Origin of the sequence: Vulcanibacillus modesticaldus (assembly GCF_001730235.1) — a bacterium.
Lineage (GTDB): Bacteria > Bacillota > Bacilli > Tepidibacillales > Tepidibacillaceae > Vulcanibacillus > Vulcanibacillus modesticaldus.
Genome location: NZ_MIJF01000067.1, coordinates 41,020 through 57,758, shown reverse-complemented (window position 1 = coordinate 57,758; position 16,739 = coordinate 41,020). Strand labels below are relative to the sequence as shown.

General features: G+C 33.7%; 16 protein-coding genes and 1 tRNA gene. 2 read left to right on the top strand and 15 right to left on the bottom strand.

Features of this window, described 5'->3' with window-relative positions:
• Positions 1-37: 37 nt before the first annotated feature.
• The 9 genes from fni to prsW form a co-directional block, all read right to left on the bottom strand.
• Complete coding sequence (fni, locus tag BHF71_RS10010) at positions 38-1,087, bottom strand: type 2 isopentenyl-diphosphate Delta-isomerase (RefSeq protein ID WP_069657497.1); 1,050 nt, start codon at positions 1,085-1,087, stop codon at positions 38-40.
• A 21-nt stretch (positions 1,088-1,108) separates the two neighbouring features.
• Positions 1,109-2,260 (bottom strand): 30S ribosomal protein S1, encoded by a 1,152-nt coding sequence (gene rpsA, locus BHF71_RS10005; RefSeq protein WP_069657496.1) that lies wholly within the window; start codon positions 2,258-2,260, stop codon positions 1,109-1,111.
• A gap of 388 nt (positions 2,261-2,648) precedes the next feature.
• Entirely contained in the window at positions 2,649-3,251 is a 603-nt protein-coding gene (locus BHF71_RS09995) for a lysophospholipid acyltransferase family protein (protein ID WP_069657494.1), read from the bottom strand.
• A gap of 1 nt (position 3,252) precedes the next feature.
• Positions 3,253-3,933 carry a (d)CMP kinase gene (cmk, locus tag BHF71_RS09990; RefSeq protein WP_069657493.1) on the bottom strand — a complete coding sequence of 227 codons (681 nt, stop codon included), beginning with the start codon at positions 3,931-3,933 and terminating at the stop codon, positions 3,253-3,255.
• Positions 3,934-4,136: 203 nt separating this feature from the next.
• Positions 4,137-4,346 (bottom strand): DUF5359 family protein, encoded by a 210-nt coding sequence (locus BHF71_RS09985; protein WP_069657492.1) that lies wholly within the window; start codon positions 4,344-4,346, stop codon positions 4,137-4,139.
• 47 nt (positions 4,347-4,393) lie between these two features.
• Positions 4,394-5,059, bottom strand: a complete 666-nt coding sequence (locus BHF71_RS09980; protein ID WP_069657491.1) for a flagellar brake protein — start codon at positions 5,057-5,059, stop codon at positions 4,394-4,396.
• Positions 5,060-5,091: 32 nt separating this feature from the next.
• Complete coding sequence (locus tag BHF71_RS09975; RefSeq protein WP_069657490.1) at positions 5,092-6,360, bottom strand: BaiN/RdsA family NAD(P)/FAD-dependent oxidoreductase; 1,269 nt, start codon at positions 6,358-6,360, stop codon at positions 5,092-5,094.
• A 92-nt stretch (positions 6,361-6,452) separates the two neighbouring features.
• Complete coding sequence (gene ypeB, locus BHF71_RS09970) at positions 6,453-7,775, bottom strand: germination protein YpeB (RefSeq protein ID WP_176717353.1); 1,323 nt, start codon at positions 7,773-7,775, stop codon at positions 6,453-6,455.
• Between the two features lie 113 nt (positions 7,776-7,888).
• On the bottom strand, positions 7,889-8,563 hold the full coding sequence (prsW, locus tag BHF71_RS09965; protein ID WP_069657488.1) for a glutamic-type intramembrane protease PrsW: 675 nt from the start codon (positions 8,561-8,563) through the stop codon (positions 7,889-7,891).
• A gap of 77 nt (positions 8,564-8,640) precedes the next feature.
• Here prsW and BHF71_RS09960 point away from each other — a divergent pair, with 77 nt between their 5' ends.
• Entirely contained in the window at positions 8,641-9,612 is a 972-nt protein-coding gene (locus BHF71_RS09960) for an asparaginase (protein WP_069657487.1), read from the top strand.
• Between the two features lie 119 nt (positions 9,613-9,731).
• Here BHF71_RS09960 and BHF71_RS09955 read toward each other — a convergent pair whose 3' ends face one another.
• The 5 genes from BHF71_RS09955 to BHF71_RS09935 all read right to left on the bottom strand — a co-directional run bounded on the left by BHF71_RS09955 (position 9,732) and on the right by BHF71_RS09935 (position 13,352).
• Positions 9,732-11,015 carry a Glu/Leu/Phe/Val family dehydrogenase gene (locus BHF71_RS09955; RefSeq protein ID WP_069657486.1) on the bottom strand — a complete coding sequence of 428 codons (1,284 nt, stop codon included), beginning with the start codon at positions 11,013-11,015 and terminating at the stop codon, positions 9,732-9,734.
• A 166-nt stretch (positions 11,016-11,181) separates the two neighbouring features.
• Entirely contained in the window at positions 11,182-12,126 is a 945-nt protein-coding gene (locus tag BHF71_RS09950; RefSeq protein ID WP_342668093.1) for a D-alanine--D-alanine ligase family protein, read from the bottom strand.
• 50 nt (positions 12,127-12,176) lie between these two features.
• Positions 12,177-12,767, bottom strand: coding sequence for a genetic competence negative regulator (locus BHF71_RS09945; protein ID WP_069657485.1), 591 nt, complete (start codon positions 12,765-12,767; stop codon positions 12,177-12,179).
• Between the two features lie 168 nt (positions 12,768-12,935).
• On the bottom strand, positions 12,936-13,163 hold the full coding sequence (locus BHF71_RS09940; RefSeq protein ID WP_069657484.1) for a hypothetical protein: 228 nt from the start codon (positions 13,161-13,163) through the stop codon (positions 12,936-12,938).
• Positions 13,164-13,276: 113 nt separating this feature from the next.
• Positions 13,277-13,352: transfer RNA gene (locus BHF71_RS09935), tRNA-Asn, on the bottom strand.
• 112 nt (positions 13,353-13,464) lie between these two features.
• On the opposite strand from BHF71_RS09935, the gene BHF71_RS09930 reads away from it, so the two are divergent.
• Entirely contained in the window at positions 13,465-14,349 is an 885-nt protein-coding gene (locus BHF71_RS09930; protein ID WP_069657483.1) for a polysaccharide deacetylase family protein, read from the top strand.
• A gap of 116 nt (positions 14,350-14,465) precedes the next feature.
• On the opposite strand, the gene BHF71_RS09925 is transcribed toward BHF71_RS09930, so the two are convergent.
• Positions 14,466-16,739, bottom strand: coding sequence for a thiamine pyrophosphate-dependent enzyme (locus BHF71_RS09925; protein WP_069657482.1), 2,274 nt, complete (start codon positions 16,737-16,739; stop codon positions 14,466-14,468).

The window sequence follows — 16,739 nt, the reverse complement described above, 5'->3', positions numbered from 1 at the left end:
TTTGCCATGAAAAAAACCCCAAATATAAAATTTGGGGTTACAATTTCCTTCTTGCTATAGATGATATGTCTATCCCTCTTAGCTCACACCAATCCTTTAAATCTCTTAAAATTACCATCGGAACTCTTTGTAGGTCCATAATATTTGAAACACCTAAGCCGGTCATAATAAGCCGCAATTCTTGATTTATTTCCTCAATATATTCTATGGTGTCATCTAGACCATTTGTGACTAATTTATTTAACACAACGCCTGCCAATCCAATTGCTTTAGCACCTAAAGCTATAGCTTTAGCGATATTAAGGCTATCCTTGATACCTCCCGTTGCAATGATCTCAATATTTTCATATTTACTAACTTCAAGAATGCTTGCTGCGGTAGAAATGCCCCAGTCATCAAATAAAGAAAGGGGTTTAATTCTTCTTTCGTTTTCTATCCTAGCAAAACTTGTTCCACCTTTACCACCAACATCAATTATTGTTATCCCAATCTCTTTTAATGTCTTTGCAGTCTCTCTTGAAATACCAAAACCAACTTCCTTAACGATTATCGGAACATCAATCGCATCATTTATTGCTTGAAGTCGCTCTATCGTTCCTCTAAAGTCTCGGTCGCCTTCAGGCATAATCAGCTCTTGAATTACATTCAAATGTATTTGTAAAGCGTTAGCCTCGATCATTTCAACCGCTATTTTTGCTTGTTCAATATCAGCTTCAGCACCTATATTAGCAAAAATAACACCATCAGGATTGATTTTTCTTACCACTTGGTAAGATGGGATAAATTCTTTATTTTTAATAGCAGACATTTGCGACCCAACAGCCAAAGCTACCCCTGTATCCCTAGCAACTATAGCTAGTTGTTCATTTATCTTTGTTGTCTCATGTGCTCCACCGGTCATCGCATTAATAATAATCGGCGAACCCAGGTGTAGCTCGCCGATAGTTGAATTAATAGAGGTTTCATCAAAAGAAACTTCTGGTAAAGCTTGGTGAACAAAATGAACATTTTGAAAATCGTGGGTATCAGATTGACCAATTTCAAGAGCTAATTTCATATGTTCTAGTTTTCTTGAAGCTCTGCTCATAATTGTCCTCACTATAATTATTTATTTTAACTTCTTTAATTTATCTCCGAAAACATCGCCTAAAGTTATATTTAAGCCTTGTGTAGAATCAATATATTGTTCACTTACTTCGTCGATTTCTTCTTTTTCTTCAGCATCACGGATACTTAAACTGATTCGTTCAGAATCCACATCAATATCTAAAACTTTTACTTTAACCTCTTGTCCAACTTCAAGCACTTCACTTGGCTGACCTACATGTTTGTGAGAGATTTGGGATATATGTACTAATCCCTCCACATTTGGAATTAATTCAACAAAAGCACCAAAACTAACAAGTCTTCTAACGACTCCTGTATAAATTTTTCCAACTTCAAACATTTCCCTTGCTTTATCCCATGGACCAGGTAATGTATCTTTAATACTTAGACTAACTCTCTGATTTACTGGATCAACTCTTAACACTTTTACCTTAACTTTATCTCCTTCTTTTAATACATCAGAAGGTTTTTCTACCCTTTCCCATGAAATTTCGGAAATATGAACTAAACCATCAATTCCTCCAATATCAACAAATGCACCAAAATCTGTTAGTCTTTGAACAGTGCCTTCTTTTACATCCCCGGGAGCAAGTTTTGTTAAAACATCCTGTTTACGTTTTTCTTCTTCCTCATCAAGAACTACCTTCTGGGACAAAATCACTTTATTCTTGTCTTTATCTAACTCAATAACTTTTACTCGTAATGTCTTACCTTTATAATCTGAAAAATCTTCGACATAATGTCTTTCAACTAGTGAAGCGGGGATGAAGCCACGTACACCCACATCAACTACTAAGCCACCTTTAACTACTTCAGCAACAGTTACTTCAAATACTTCTCCAGACTCTAAACGTTGTTGTAAAACATCCCAGGCTTTCTCACTATCTACAGCTCTTTTGGAAAGGATGAGTTTTTCTTCCTCATCATTAATTCGTAACACTTTCAGTTCTACTTCATCTCCAACTTTTAAGGCATCTCCAACTGTCTCAATATGTAGGTTGGAAACTTCCCCAATTGGAATAATTCCATCGAATTTATATCCTACATCAACTAAAGCCTGATTCTCTTCGATTTTTGTTATTTTCCCCTTAACGATATCACCCTTCTTTAGTGGTTCGATATCAGCCATTCCCGCATTCATTTCCTCAGCCATAACCATTCCTCCTTATAATCCAAAAGTTGTTTAAGAATAAAAATATATGATACCCACACCATGATAGGTTTGAGTAAAAAAGCCAGATCCTTAAAACAATTTAATGATCAAATAAAATATACCAAGTAACCAAAGCGTTCCAAAAATTAATGATAAATAAAGTAATGTAGCAGAAAAAATTACACCAAAATGATAAAGAAAGATAAAAATGGTAAATATCGTTAACGTTATTATAAAACCTATTAAATAATTCCATACGATTAATTTAATTTCTTTAAGAGTGTAATTTTTTTTAAGCGCTCTTAAAGCTACTAATCGGGTAAAATGTAATAACAAAATCACAATGGTAAAATAACTAAAAATATAAGCAATAATTTCCATCTTTCTCTCAATTCTTCATTTCCTTTAACTCTTTTATCTGGACGTTTATTTGCTCCATGATAAACTCCGTTGCATTTGCCAAATCATCAGAACTTATCTTATCTTTTTTATAATTATCCAAAGAAATTGGTCGACCGATATTGATTTTTATCGGGGCAAACATTCTATAACTAGAAACAATACCAACCGGAACTACCACAGCCTCTGACTTTAGGGCGAATAGAGTGGCTCCAGGTAAACCCTTTCCTAATTCTCCAGTCTTACTTCGTGTACCTTCAGGAAAAATACCTAATATTTTACCCTGATTTAGAATCTCTAATCCTTTCTTTATCGCTTTTCGATCACTTTTACCTCTTTTAATGGGAAATGCCCCAAATTTATAAATAATTTTGCCGACTAACGGAATTTTAAATAGTTCCTCTTTAGCCATAAAATGTACCTGTCTTTCCACTGCACATCCTAATGCTAAAGGATCATAATTACTTATATGATTGGCAACCAAGATTACAGAGCCATCATTGGGAACATTCCCTGCCCCATTTACTTCCCACTTAAAAAATAATTTGAAGTAACCCCTTACAATTTTTCTAGCAAAAAAATACAGGTTCACTCTAGGTCTCTCCTCCCGTTCTCTCATGGACTAATTTCATTATCTTCTCAACAACTTCTTCAATTGAAAGGGAAGACGTGTCGATTAATATAGCATCATCTGCCTGTTTTAATGGGGCAGTAGCCCTCTCTTTATCTCTTTTATCACGTAAAGAAATATCTTCAATAATCTCTTCTAGATTAGCTTGAAAACCCTTTTTTATTAACTCTTCATATCTTCTTTTCGCCCTTTCATTGATTGAAGCCGTTAAATATATTTTCAATTCGGCATTTGGTAACACATAAGTACCGATATCTCTACCGTCCATCACAACGCTTTGGTCTTTGGATAGGTCTTGTTGAATTTTTACCATCGTTTTTCTGACCTCTGGATGTGACGCAACTAAAGAAACATTCTTGTTCACCTCTGGCGTTCTAATCAAATCAGTTACATCTTCTCCATCAATCTCAACCTTTTGAATCACTCCATCATTTATCAATTGAATCGAGTGATTCATTAAATATTTATTTAGTTCTTGTTCATCATTTAAATCTATTCCTTCTTTTAATGCCATATATGTTAGAGCACGATACATGGCTCCAGTGTCTATGTAAAGATACCCTAATTCTCTAGCCACAAGTTTTGCGACTGTGCTTTTTCCCGCCCCTGCAGGACCATCAATAGCTATTTTTATTGTCTTCATCCTTCTTCCTCCAAAAATCTGTATCAACTAAATATCTATCTATTTAAAAAAGCAGGCAGATGCCTGCTCTATTTAATGTATTTTTTAATATTTACTTTCATATACCAAAAAATTATTCCACAGACAACATACCAATAGATAAAATTTTCAAGAGTATAAAAATTTATAGTATATAGAAATTCTAACATAACCTATCATTAGAATCAATTTAAAACCCTTAAATATTCCATTGTTCCTTCGATCCGTTCTACAGGCACCAAAAATCTCCTTATCTCATCAAAAGATAATATTATTTGGGATACTATTAACAGAATAAGAAATAGTAATAATAACCTCCAAATAATTCTTTCTATAAAAGTTGAAAACTTTACAAAACGATCTTCAAATGGTAAATAACGTTTGCGATATTCCATAATATCCCTCCCGTTATCTATGTTTTACCATTTATAGACTATGTATACTAACTATCTATTACACCCTTTTTCTTTAATTCTACTTGTTTTTCATAACAAAATCTTATTAATTTAGCTCTCATGTTTTCTTGAATTTGAGTAAATTTTATAGAAACCCAATTAACATTAACCTCTTCATTTGGACGATGAATTCTTACTATTTTTCCTTGATATTTAATATGTTCTATCAACCCATTGTTGAAGGGAACTACTAACCACCCTATTATTTCTTGTTCTAAATTAATTTTTTTTGAATCTGGTGCAACAAATTGCAAACCGCCTCCGCTAATGTCTATTGTTCTTACAATATTCCACTCCCGCTGTCCTTCTCCAATTATTTTATATGATGTTTCTATTGAAGCGGGTACACGTAAAAAGTTCCTTCTTTGGATTCTTTTATAATCTTTTGGGAGCTCAATTGATAACAACGGGATCTGCTCCCTTTTGATCCCGATCACCTTTGTATTAAATAAAATCTGTCCTTGATCATTAGAAAAATATATTACCTCTATTTCTTCTCCAGGAGGAACAAGTTTAATCTTTCCTGTCTCTTTATTTATTGGTAATTCAATGTTAATCTCTTCTTGCAAAACGTCCGCTACTCTAGATTTATATAAAAATTTTTCTCCATCACCCAAACTAATCTCTATCAGCTGATTAATATTAGGTAACAATCCCCTCACCCTTTCCATGTATATTTAATATACTATTGTTTAAGGCTATAGAATCCTACTGATTTCCCAGCAACATATCCTGATGAAAATGCTGCTTGAATATTGTAACCCCCTGTATAGCCGTCTATATCCAATAACTCCCCAGCAAAATACAATCCTTCAACTAGTTTTGATTCCAGGGTTTTTGGATTAACCTCTTTTATATTGACTCCCCCTCCAGTTACGATTGCTTCACTTAATGACCTTGTCCCTGTTACTTGTATTGAGAAGTTTTTAAGAATGTAAGTCAATTTATTAATATCTTTCTTATGTAACTCTTTCATCTTCTTTTGGTTTATATTTAGTTTTTGTAAAATTACTTTTATCAATTTTTCCGGTAACAATCTATTTAAACCGTTGGCTATGATCTTATTAGGATTTTCATTAATTAATTCAGCAATAATATTGAAAAGTTGTTGATCATTTTTAGAAGGAAATAAATCGATTACTACTTTTAACGGTACGTTTCCTAATTTTCTTTGAGTAAGTGAAACGTAGCGACTAATTCTGAACACGACAGGCCCTGAAATACCAAAATGAGTAAAAATCATATCTCCTACCTCTGTTATAATCCGTTTGCCTTTAAGGTCATATAAGGATAATTCTACATCTCTTAACGATATTCCTTGTAATAATTTTTCCCTTATAATTTTTTCATCACTGTTTAATGGTACTGAGCTTGGAAAAAGATCATTAATTTTATGTCCTAACTTCTCTGCTATTATATAGCCATCACCGGTTGAACCCGTTCCTGGATACGAGATACCACCAACCGCTAATACAACAGCTTTAGCTTCAATGATCCTATTATCATTTAATTGGACACCGATAATCTTATTTTTTTCTGTTAAAACCTCTTTTACTGTACTTTCATACATTATTTGTACGCCTATATTCATTAAATATTTTTTTAAAGCTTCTACAATAGTTCTTGCATCGTCTGAATCCGGAAAAACTCTACCATAATCCTCCACTTTAGCTCTAATTCCTAACTCTTCTTCAAAAAAGTTTATTAAATCAAAATTAGAAAATTGATTAAAAATACTATAAAGGAATTTGCCATTTCCCGGTATATTGGATATGATTTTATCGACATTAGAGATATTGGAAAAGTTACAACGTCCTCCACCGGAAATTAAAATTTTCTTACCTAATTTTTTATTTTTTTCAATCAATAAGACATTAACATTATCTCTTTTTGCTCCAATAGCAGCTAGAATTCCCGCTGGACCGCCACCTACTACTATAACATCATATTTCATTGTCTTAATCCCTTTCACCAGTCAAATTCGATTACCAGGTATTATTATAGCAATAAAATCATCCTTTCGGATGATTTTATCAAAGTTAGCTATTAACTAGTAGACATTTGAACTCCTTCTTCATTTCCATTTTCAGCATTTATATAAATTCGATAAACATTTTCATCCAACTCACCCATTACCTCGTATGTAAGAACCTCAATATCGTCAATATTGTTAATAACTGCAAGTCTGATCGATGTAACTTTTAAATTGGGATTTACGTAATCAAGCACCTCATCCTTAGAAATTTTTGGAGATGGTATTTCTCTTTTTTTATGATTAAAGATATAATCAGTCGATTGAAAACCAACAACTTCACCATTATCCAAAGCGACTTTAATACTTACCTTATCGGGATAGATTACGACATTATTATCTTGGCAAACATAATTGATTATTAATGAATTATCATACTCATCGATTGTAACAGGAATCATATCTTTATACTGATGATTCTTTAAAAAGATCTCTGCTTTTTCCACACCCTGATCTGCTGATAAAACCTTTTTCTTTATCTCCCTATTCTTTATCATCCAAACAACATTTCCACCAACTTTGGTTATCTCCAAATATGCCGATGTTTTCCCTTGTACTTGAACGCTGAATTTTGGGAAATCCGCACCTTTTCCATTAGTTTCGACATCTATCTTAACATCAGGTTTAATCTTCAAAAAAGCAATTGCTATTTTCTTAGCCTCATCTTTTGTAATAGTTTTTCCTTTTAACCTACTTCCCTTATCCTCACTATTTTTAGTTAAATTAAGGCCTGGTCCCCAATCAGTTTCTGGAAACTCTTCTACCCTTTTATCAATGGTCTTAAAGCCATCAATAATAGTGTTATCCATTTTCTTATCTTCTTGTGCTAATGCTAGTTCAACATCCATCCACCTCAATTGATTGTCTATTACCTTTTCCTGCACATTCTGTAATTCACTCTTGATTTCCTTAGAACTTTGATACAAAAACTTTAATGTTTTATATTCCTTTTCAGTTATAGGTTCATTATTCATATCTCTAATTAAGATTCGATAGGAAAAATCGGCAATTTTAGATAGAAATTCTTCAGTTTTACTAAATGGTAATAAAACTAGCGGCAATTGTCCCAGATCAGACTGAGCTGAATAGGCTAATCGCCATACATTCGCTAATGATGCTGAAATTTGCTTACTAGAGTTTACAGCTAAAGCTTTCCCCAATTCTTCTTGTAATTTATTTAGATGGAAATTTAGATTATGAAACGCTCTTTGATATTGATTCTCTGCCTTTATTAAGATCGCATTCTTTTCTTGGTTTTCTTGATATCCAAAATAGCCTGTCCCGATCAGGGCTATGACAAGTATAGTGATCAACACACTAGAGCTGAATTTAAACATCACAATCACTCCTTAACACCAGCAATGTGTAACTATTGATAAATTTAGTTTGAGTTCAATCCTTCCTTATTATGCAAAAAAAAAAGCTTGGTCATAGCCAAGCAGATAATTTCCTATGATATTTTATCTTCCCTAAAAGGTGAGAGTGTACTTGCTAATTTAATTTTCTTTAATCCATACCACCATAAGATAACTAAAAAAGGCAACATTAAATAAAACCATTCGGTAAATCTTTGCGATAAAATCAAATTATACACTCCATGTAATAACGCGGGAAGGATCAGCGAGATTATTAAAAATAGTCTTTCCTGCTTTATATTCTTAAACTTGGCCAACCCCAAAAAATATCCCATGATTATTCCAAATAATGCATGTCCAGATACAGGTAGTAACGCCCTTAATAAAATAAATGTAGGTGCAGCATTATTAAAGATTAAATACCCAATATTTTCAAGAGTAGCAAAGCCAATTGCTACAGAAACAGAATAGACTACTCCATCATAAGGTTCATTAAATTCTACGTGTTTGTACATCATAAAATATAATATAAACCATTTCAAAAATTCTTCAATTATAGCTATACTTAGAATAGATGCATACCATTGATATTCAATAAACCTCTCTTGAAACATCCGTTCTAACACATACGCAGGAAAAACTAAGATAGCACCTATAATAAACATCTTAAATATTAATTTTAACGGCTCAAATTCATATTTATCTTTCAAATAAATAAAACTTAGCAATGCTATACTAGGGGCTAGAGCACCACTAATCACAGTAATCATAAAATTACTCCTTTTACCTATTATTTAAATATCGTATCATGTTATTAAGGATAACATCAACTAAATTGGAGGTAATTATGGATAAAATAATAGTCATTACCACTGGTGGAACAATAGCTATGAGTGAAGATTTAAAAACAAAATCCGTTAAACCAATTGATCAAGATACTATCGATAGGATGCTTCCATACTTAGATAAACATGCCGATGTGGAAATGGATCATTTTATAAATATTCCTAGCCCCCATATGACTCCCGAGATAATGTATGACCTTGCTTTACATACTAAAAAACATCTTGAAAATAATGAAGTAAAAGGAATAGTTATTACACATGGTACTGACACTTTAGAAGAAACAGCTTATTTTTTAGATCTATTAATTTCCAATGATAAGCCAATTGTAGTAACCGGTGCTATGAGAAGTAGTAATGAGCTTGGAGCTGATGGTCCTTTAAATTTAGTTAATGCTGTAAGAGTTGCAGCAGATGATAGTTCAAGAGGAAAAGGAGTCTTGGTTGTATTTAATGATGAGATCCACGCAGCAAGATATGTAACCAAAACCCATACAAGTAACATCGCCACCTTCCAATCTCCTGAAAATGGACCAATAGGTACTGTTACTAAGAGAGGGATTCGTTTTTCTCATGCCCCATTAATCAGAGATAATTATCCTCTCACTCCACCGGTAAATAAGGTGGGCCTTATTAAAGCTGCTGCTGGGATGGATGATTTACTCATCAACACATATCTTGAGAATGGATATAAGGGAATTGTTATTGAAGCCCTTGGTCAAGGGAATCTTCCTCCAGCAATGGTTAATGGTATAAAAAAAGGAATTGAATTAGGAGTAGCTATAGTATTAGTTTCCCGCTGTTTTAATGGGTTTGTAGATGGAATTTATGATTATGAAGGTGGAGGAAAACAACTAAAAGAATTAGGGGTAATCTTTTCCAATGGGTTAAATGGTCAAAAGGCAAGAATAAAACTTATGCTCACGCTAAATCTAGTCAAAGATAGTGAAAAAATTCAACAATTATTCGATATTTAATATTATAAATAACATAGTAAAAACCCTAACTCACCGTTAGTTAAAGATTGTATTTGGGTATCAAAAAACCCCTAATCAAATTTTGATTAGGGGTAACATTATAATAAAATAATGATAGATTATACCCAACCTCGGAACCTTGATGCCTCCGCCATCTTTCTGATTCCAACCATGTAAGCAGCTAAACGCATGTCAACATTTCTAATTTTTGAGATATTATAAACATTCTCAAAAGCTTTAACCATTACCTCTTCTAATTTCTTTTCGACTTCGTCTTCGGACCAATAATATCCTTGATTGTTTTGAACCCACTCAAAATAAGATACAGTAACTCCACCGGCACTCGCTAAAACGTCAGGAACGATTAAAATACCTCTTTCAGTTAATATCTTAGTAGCCTCAATTGTTGTAGGGCCGTTTGCTGCCTCAACAACTATTTTAGCTTTAATATTATGAGCATTTGCTGCAGTAATCTGATTTTCTATCGCTGCAGGAACTAAAATATCTGTTTCTAATTCCAAAAGTTCCTTATTTGTAATGGTATCTTTAAAAAGTTTCGTTACTGTTCCAAATGAGTCTCTTCTATCTAGAAGATAGTCAATATCTAAACCATTTTCATCATATAATGCACCATAAGCATCTGAAATTCCAATTACTTTTGCACCTAGGTCATACATGAATTTAGATAAAAAACTTCCTGCATTACCAAAACCTTGAACAACAACTTTGGCACCTTCTAAATTGATACCCTTTTTCTTAGCTGCTTCACGAATCATTAGAGCAACTCCTTTTGCAGTAGCCGATTCTCTACCATGAGAACCACCTAAAACTAAGGGTTTACCCGTAATGAATCCAGGAGAATCAAATTCACGAATCCGACTATACTCATCCATCATCCATGCCATCACTTGGGAATTGGTAAAAACGTCGGGAGCCGGAATATCCTTTGTAGGTCCCACTATTTGGCTTATTGCTCTAACATATCCTCTACTTAATCTCTCTAATTCTCTAAATGACATTTCTCGCGGATCACAAATAATTCCGCCTTTACCTCCACCATACGGAAGATCTACAATTCCAGATTTTAAACTCATCCATATAGAAAGCGCTTTCACTTCGTCTTCTGTGACATCTGGATGAAAACGAACCCCGCCCTTCGTAGGTCCAACAGCATCATTATGCTGGGCACGATAACCGGTAAACACCTTCACAGATCCATCATCCATCCTAACAGGTATACGAACCGTTAACATTCTTAAAGGTTCCTTAAGTAACTCAAACATAACTTCAGGATAGCCCAATTTCTCTAAAGCTTCCTTAATAACTATTTGAGTTGCATGTAAAGGGTTAAGATTTTCTTCTATTTCATCTTTTTTACCGGTTACCACCTTGTTTTGTCCCATTATTTACCACCTCTAATAAGTGAATTTAAAATTCATAATATTTTCACGTTTAGTATAACACCGTTTATATTGAGTGAGAAGGTCTTTTTTATTAATCTGTATTTTCTAATTTTTTAAATAATTATAATGATTTCAAAAAATTTATACTGCCATTATGGCAGTATAATTATTGTTTATTTTTATATTTGTTTTGGGTGATTTTGATAAGCTTGTATACGATATCTTCATAGCTTAGACCAATCGCTCTAGCAGCATCAGGATAAAGGCTTGTTTCAGTCATTCCCGGTAGTGTATTCACTTCCAAAATTACAGGTAGAGAATTATCATTAGGAATGATGAAATCTACACGAGATAGAGTTTCACAACCTAATGCTTGATGAGCTTTGATAGCCCATTCTTTAAGTAAATCTGTTGTTTTATCATCTATTCGAGCAGGAATAATATGCTCACTACCACCTGGGGCATACTTAGACTCATAATCATAGTATTGATTCTTATTAGGAATGATTTCAATTATGGGCAAAGCTTTAATTTCAGTCTCAGTCTCTAAAACAGCGACAGTTACTTCTTTACCAGCAATAAATTCTTCTATAAGTATTTGATCATCATAAGAAAATGCATCATCAATTGCCTTATTTAATTCACCTTTTGTTTTTACAATCGAAAGACCAATAGTTGAGCCTTCTTGATTCGGTTTTACAACCAACGGAAATTCAAATTCCGCGGTTAATTTTTCTATATCTATTTCACTTTTATCTTTTTTGTACACTAATTTGTCCTTTGCTACCCTAATTCCAGCATTTTTAAAAATGATTTTTGCCTTAGCCTTATCCATCGCTAATGCGCTTGCTAAGACACCAGAACCAACATAAGGTATATCTAAAATATCTAAAACGCCTTGAATCCTACCATCTTCACCATACCTACCATGGAGAGCTAAATATACAACGTCTATTCCATTTAATTCAGAGATGAAGTCTTTTGATGTAAAATCTATCTCTTTAACATTACATCCCTTAGTCCGTAATGCTTTTGCTATTCCTTTTCCACTTTTAAGAGAAACTTCCCTCTCTCTAGACCTGCCTCCATAAATCACTGCAACATTAATCAACAAATTCACTCCCTATAAATATTTGATTGAATAGCTATGATAATTTAATTTTATGAAAAATGAACCACAATTTCTTTCGTAGCATCTTTTGGAATAATTAATTTTCCGTACTCCTCTAATACAGCTGCAGTTATCGGGGATACTTCCCCAAATTCGGATAGTTGGGCAATTAAGTTGTCAACTTCTCCATCTTTAACATCAGATTGTTCTAACACTAATACATAGTGTTCTTTATAAAAGTATAATTTCCCTCCATTAACTAGATATTTATTTACTAACTTAGATGCTGTAACTAGATTCTCAAAGTCATTAAAAGCGAAAACGATGAAATCACTCTCCTCTAAAGTTACTTCAAGAGCGTATAATTCATCCTCTAATTCCTCGCCAAATAATAGATTGCTTTTACCTCGTGAAACTATTACAACCATACCTTGAGCTGGGAGAGCAAATATCTCAACTGCGATGGGCCCTGTAAGTTCAAATCCTAACTCCTCATAAGCTTGCTCCATAATTTCGTTAAATAAATCATGCACTTTAGGTACATCTTTCCAAAAATCTTCCTTGTTTATCCCGCGATCTTTTAAATCGTCAAAGGTCAAAAATATTTTTATTTTATCTTGACCTAATCTTTCAACGCGCATGATAGGCCCTCCTTTCACCAATATATTATAGAATATGAATAAATGCTTATCTAAGTTCAATTTATCTAAGTAACAAAAGATTAAATTTTATTATAACAACAAATCATATATTTGAAAATATCTAGAAATTATATATTTTGGCCTTAAAAAAAACACACCCAATATTTATTATTGAGTGTGTAATTCTTCACTTTCATTTTCACTTAAAAATGTGTTGAAAAGCTCTTCCTTCTCAACCTGGTCCATCTTTTCAATTGGACTTGACTCTCGACGACGTTGATCACCAGAATTTTGGCTTTGTAATAACCATTTTAGCAAGTAAGTTGTTCCAACCATACCAGAAAAAACACCTAAAAAAAAGATGTTACCCATTTTCCTTCGCCTGTTTCGAAACATTTTTTTCAGCTCCTATTTTACAGGTTCTTTATCACCTATAATGTTTGCATTCGAATAAGTCTATATACAAAAAAAAACGCACCAAAAATGGAACGTATTACAAGGCAAAAAAATGGCTCCTCGTGCAGGACTCGAACCTGCGACAACTCGGTTAACAGCCGAGTGCTCTACCGACTGAGCTAACGAGGAACATCATTGTATGAAATTATAAACCACAGTTTAACAATAAGTCAATAGTTTTAAAATATATTTTTTTAAGCTAATATTAAAAATATAAATAAACGGTAAGGGAGAATTCTCGATGGCACAATTAATTCGCACGTTTATATTAGTTTTCTTTATTTCAGCTTTATTATTGGGATGCAGTAGCAATCAAGTAAATGAAGACCTTACGACAGCAATTCCAAAAGAGAGTTCGGAAAAACTTCAAGAAAAGCCCGCTAATACTTACCTTAATGAAACAGAGAATACTGATGCAGTCGACGAACATTTAGATAGTTCAAAAGTAGAACAGTCCAACACAGAACAATCCGGAACTACTAATCAAAAAATTAAATATTATGTTAATCGTAATTATTTTATAAAACCAGTTAATCCTGACGATCCTAATAAGGTAGTTCTTTTAACTTTTGATGATACACCACGTGGAGAAAACACTGTTAGAATTCTTAACATATTAGATAAATATCAAGCAAAAGCAATCTTTTTTATTAACGGACACTATGCTGTAAAAAACAAAGAGTTAGTTAAAGAAATCTATAATCGAGGACATATCATAGGAAATCATGCATGGTGGCATGAAAACTTAAATTACCTCAATGAAGAGGATACAAAAAATGAAATTATTAAAGTTAGTGATCTGGTCGAAGAGATTACTGGAGAAAGACCAAAATATTTCCGACCTCCAAATGGTGCTTTGGCCAAGAACCCCTATGCGAAAGAAATTTTAGCTAATGAACAAATGCAAAGAATGAATTGGTCTTTAGGATCAAGGGATTGGGAAATTGTCAAACCTGAATTAGCTGAAAAGGTAGTTGAAGAGATCAAAAACAATGTTATATCAGGTTCAAATATCTTAATGCACGACATTGAAATAACAGCTAATGCCTTAGATAAGATTCTCGCTTTTCTAGTAGAAGAAGGTTATACCTTCGTTCTACCAACAGAAGTAATCATCGAGAATTAACTACCAATTTATACTCTATTACTTCATCTAATTCTAAAGAAAAAAATAGACTGCTGGCAATAATTGCCGACAGTCTATTTTTTTTGGAGTATATGGAGAGTTTTTTTATTAAAAAACTATAATATTGGATTTTCGTGTTTTGCTTTTAGTCGTGCCCAACGACGTTCAACTTCTTCTTCAAAGGACTTAAGAGTTGCTTCGTATTCTGGTTTTAATAGGTGTTTAGTTTTTCCTAACATACCTAACCAATCGCTGACAGGAACTCTCTTTCCTTTTTCTTCTGGATTATAGGTGATTTTTGTAATTCCTTTTTCAACCTCATAAAGAGGGAAGAAGCAAGAATTAACTGCTGTACCTACAATTGCGTTTCCTTGATGATCCTTTGTCTTCCAGTTTAGAGGACAGTTAATCAAGATTTTACCATATGCTAAACCTTCATTCTTAGCATACCATTGCGCCTTAGCTGCTTTCTTGATTAAATCTTGAGGGAACGCCTCAGATCCAGTAAATACATAAGGAATATTTGTAGCTGCCATAATTTGTGGTGTATCCTTATGATGGAATGCTTTACCACCTTGTTTTTCACCTACATTAGATGTAGAAGTCATATGACCAATTGGTGTAGAGTAAGATAATTGACTTCCAGTGTTCATATAACCTTCGTTATCATATTCAACGATGATCATCTTGTGGTTACGTAATGCTGCACCGATAGATGGTCCCATTCCGATATCCATACCACCATCGCCAGTAACCATGATGAATGTAAAGTCATCACTAACTTCTATTTCTCCACGGCGTTTTTTCTCCCAGAACATCTCTACAAGACCGGATAATGTAGCTGCACCGTTTTGGAATAGGTTATGGATATAAGTACCCTTATGAGCACTATAAGGATATCCAGTAGTAACAACCATACCACAACCAGTATGGAATAATACAACAATATCTCCTTCAATACCCTTGAAGAATGTTTCTAATCCAGAATAAATACCGCATCCTGGACAAGCCCCATGTCCTGGTGCCAAACGCTTCGGTTTCTTAGTTAACGCTCTTAGTGGAGGGATTTTAACGTTTAGCTTATCTGTAGTTTCATCTTTTTCAACTTTAATTAAACCAGTAGTCCATTCTTCAGTTGTAACAGGTTCTAAAACACGCTTTGGTGCTTTATCAGGATCCCCTGGATGTACACCAAAATAATCAAATGGAACTTCTGCATAACCTTTCTCAGCAGCTTCAATTGCTAAGTTAAAGAATTCTTCAGCTTCATCAGCATAGAAGTCTTTACCACCAAGAGAGAAGATACGACTTAATACAATAGTATTGTTGTCTTTATCTTCTTGTAATGCAGCCTTAACTTCTTGAGTTAAGTTACCACCATTTGCACCATAGGAATCTGCTCTTTCACCAATTAATAATGCCTTAACGTTCTTTAAGGATTTTCTGATTTCCTCAGCTGGGAAAGGACGGATCACATTTGGAGAAATAACACCAGCCTTAATTCCTTTAGCACGAAGCTTATCTACAACGTCTTTTGCAGTTTCAGCAGCAGATGCTAATAAGAATAATGCTACTTCAGCATCTTCCATCATGTATTCGTCTAATACTTTATATTCACGACCAGAAATTTCTTTATACTCTTCAGCTAATTGTTCAAACACTTCTTTAGCATTATACATAGCTAGAGCTTGTTGATATTTGTTGTTGATATAGTCAGGGTCATTCATGTAAGGACCGATTGTAACAGGATTCTTTGGATCTAAAGAGTTAATAAATCCTTCTGGCATATCCCCTACGAAATCCTGAACAATTTTACGGTCTTCAAAATAGTTAACTTTACGCTTTTGGTGTGATGTAACGAATCCATCATAAGCTACGATAACTGGTAAACGGACGTCCTTATGTTCTGCAAGACGGGTAGCAATGATGTTGAAGTCATATACTGCTTGAGGATCTCTTGCTACAAGAATTGGCCAACCAGTATTTAATGCATAGTAAAGATCAGAATGGTCACCACGAATATCTAAAGGACCACTAACTGAACGAGTAACTAAATCTAAAACCATTGGAAAACGTGTACCTGATTGAACAGGTAATTGCTCTAACATATATAGGAAACCATTCGCACTAGTTGCGTTGAATACTCGTCCTCCACCTGTTGAAGCACCGTAGTTAATACCAGCTGATCCATGCTCACCATCAGCAGGAACCATCACAATATCATGCTCTCCACGAGCTTTCATTTCATCTAGAAATTCAGCAATCTCAGTAGATGGAGTGATTGGAAAGTAACCCATCAAATGGAAATTGATTTGTGCAACTGATAATGCAGCCATTTCATTACCAGTTTTAAAATCTATTTTTTGTTTTACTTTTTCTTCGTTCGCCAT

Coding starts and splice junctions, on each gene's coding strand:
- BHF71_RS09985 (WP_069657492.1), bottom strand. CDS start 4,346: ATGGAATATCGCAAACGTTATTTACCATTTGAAGATCGTTTTGTAAAG.
- BHF71_RS09975 (WP_069657490.1), bottom strand. CDS start 6,360: ATGAAATATGATGTTATAGTAGTAGGTGGCGGTCCAGCGGGAATTCTA.
- rpsA (WP_069657496.1), bottom strand. CDS start 2,260: ATGGCTGAGGAAATGAATGCGGGAATGGCTGATATCGAACCACTAAAG.
- prsW (WP_069657488.1), bottom strand. CDS start 8,563: ATGATTACTGTGATTAGTGGTGCTCTAGCCCCTAGTATAGCATTGCTA.
- BHF71_RS09955 (WP_069657486.1), bottom strand. CDS start 11,015: ATGGGACAAAACAAGGTGGTAACCGGTAAAAAAGATGAAATAGAAGAA.
- BHF71_RS09940 (WP_069657484.1), bottom strand. CDS start 13,163: ATGTTTCGAAACAGGCGAAGGAAAATGGGTAACATCTTTTTTTTAGGT.
- fni (WP_069657497.1), bottom strand. CDS start 1,087: ATGAGCAGAGCTTCAAGAAAACTAGAACATATGAAATTAGCTCTTGAA.
- BHF71_RS09930 (WP_069657483.1), top strand. CDS start 13,465: ATGGCACAATTAATTCGCACGTTTATATTAGTTTTCTTTATTTCAGCT.
- BHF71_RS09925 (WP_069657482.1), bottom strand. CDS start 16,739: ATGGCGAACGAAGAAAAAGTAAAACAAAAAATAGATTTTAAAACTGGT.
- BHF71_RS09945 (WP_069657485.1), bottom strand. CDS start 12,767: ATGCGCGTTGAAAGATTAGGTCAAGATAAAATAAAAATATTTTTGACC.
- BHF71_RS09960 (WP_069657487.1), top strand. CDS start 8,641: ATGGATAAAATAATAGTCATTACCACTGGTGGAACAATAGCTATGAGT.
- cmk (WP_069657493.1), bottom strand. CDS start 3,933: ATGAAGACAATAAAAATAGCTATTGATGGTCCTGCAGGGGCGGGAAAA.
- ypeB (WP_176717353.1), bottom strand. CDS start 7,775: ATGTTTAAATTCAGCTCTAGTGTGTTGATCACTATACTTGTCATAGCC.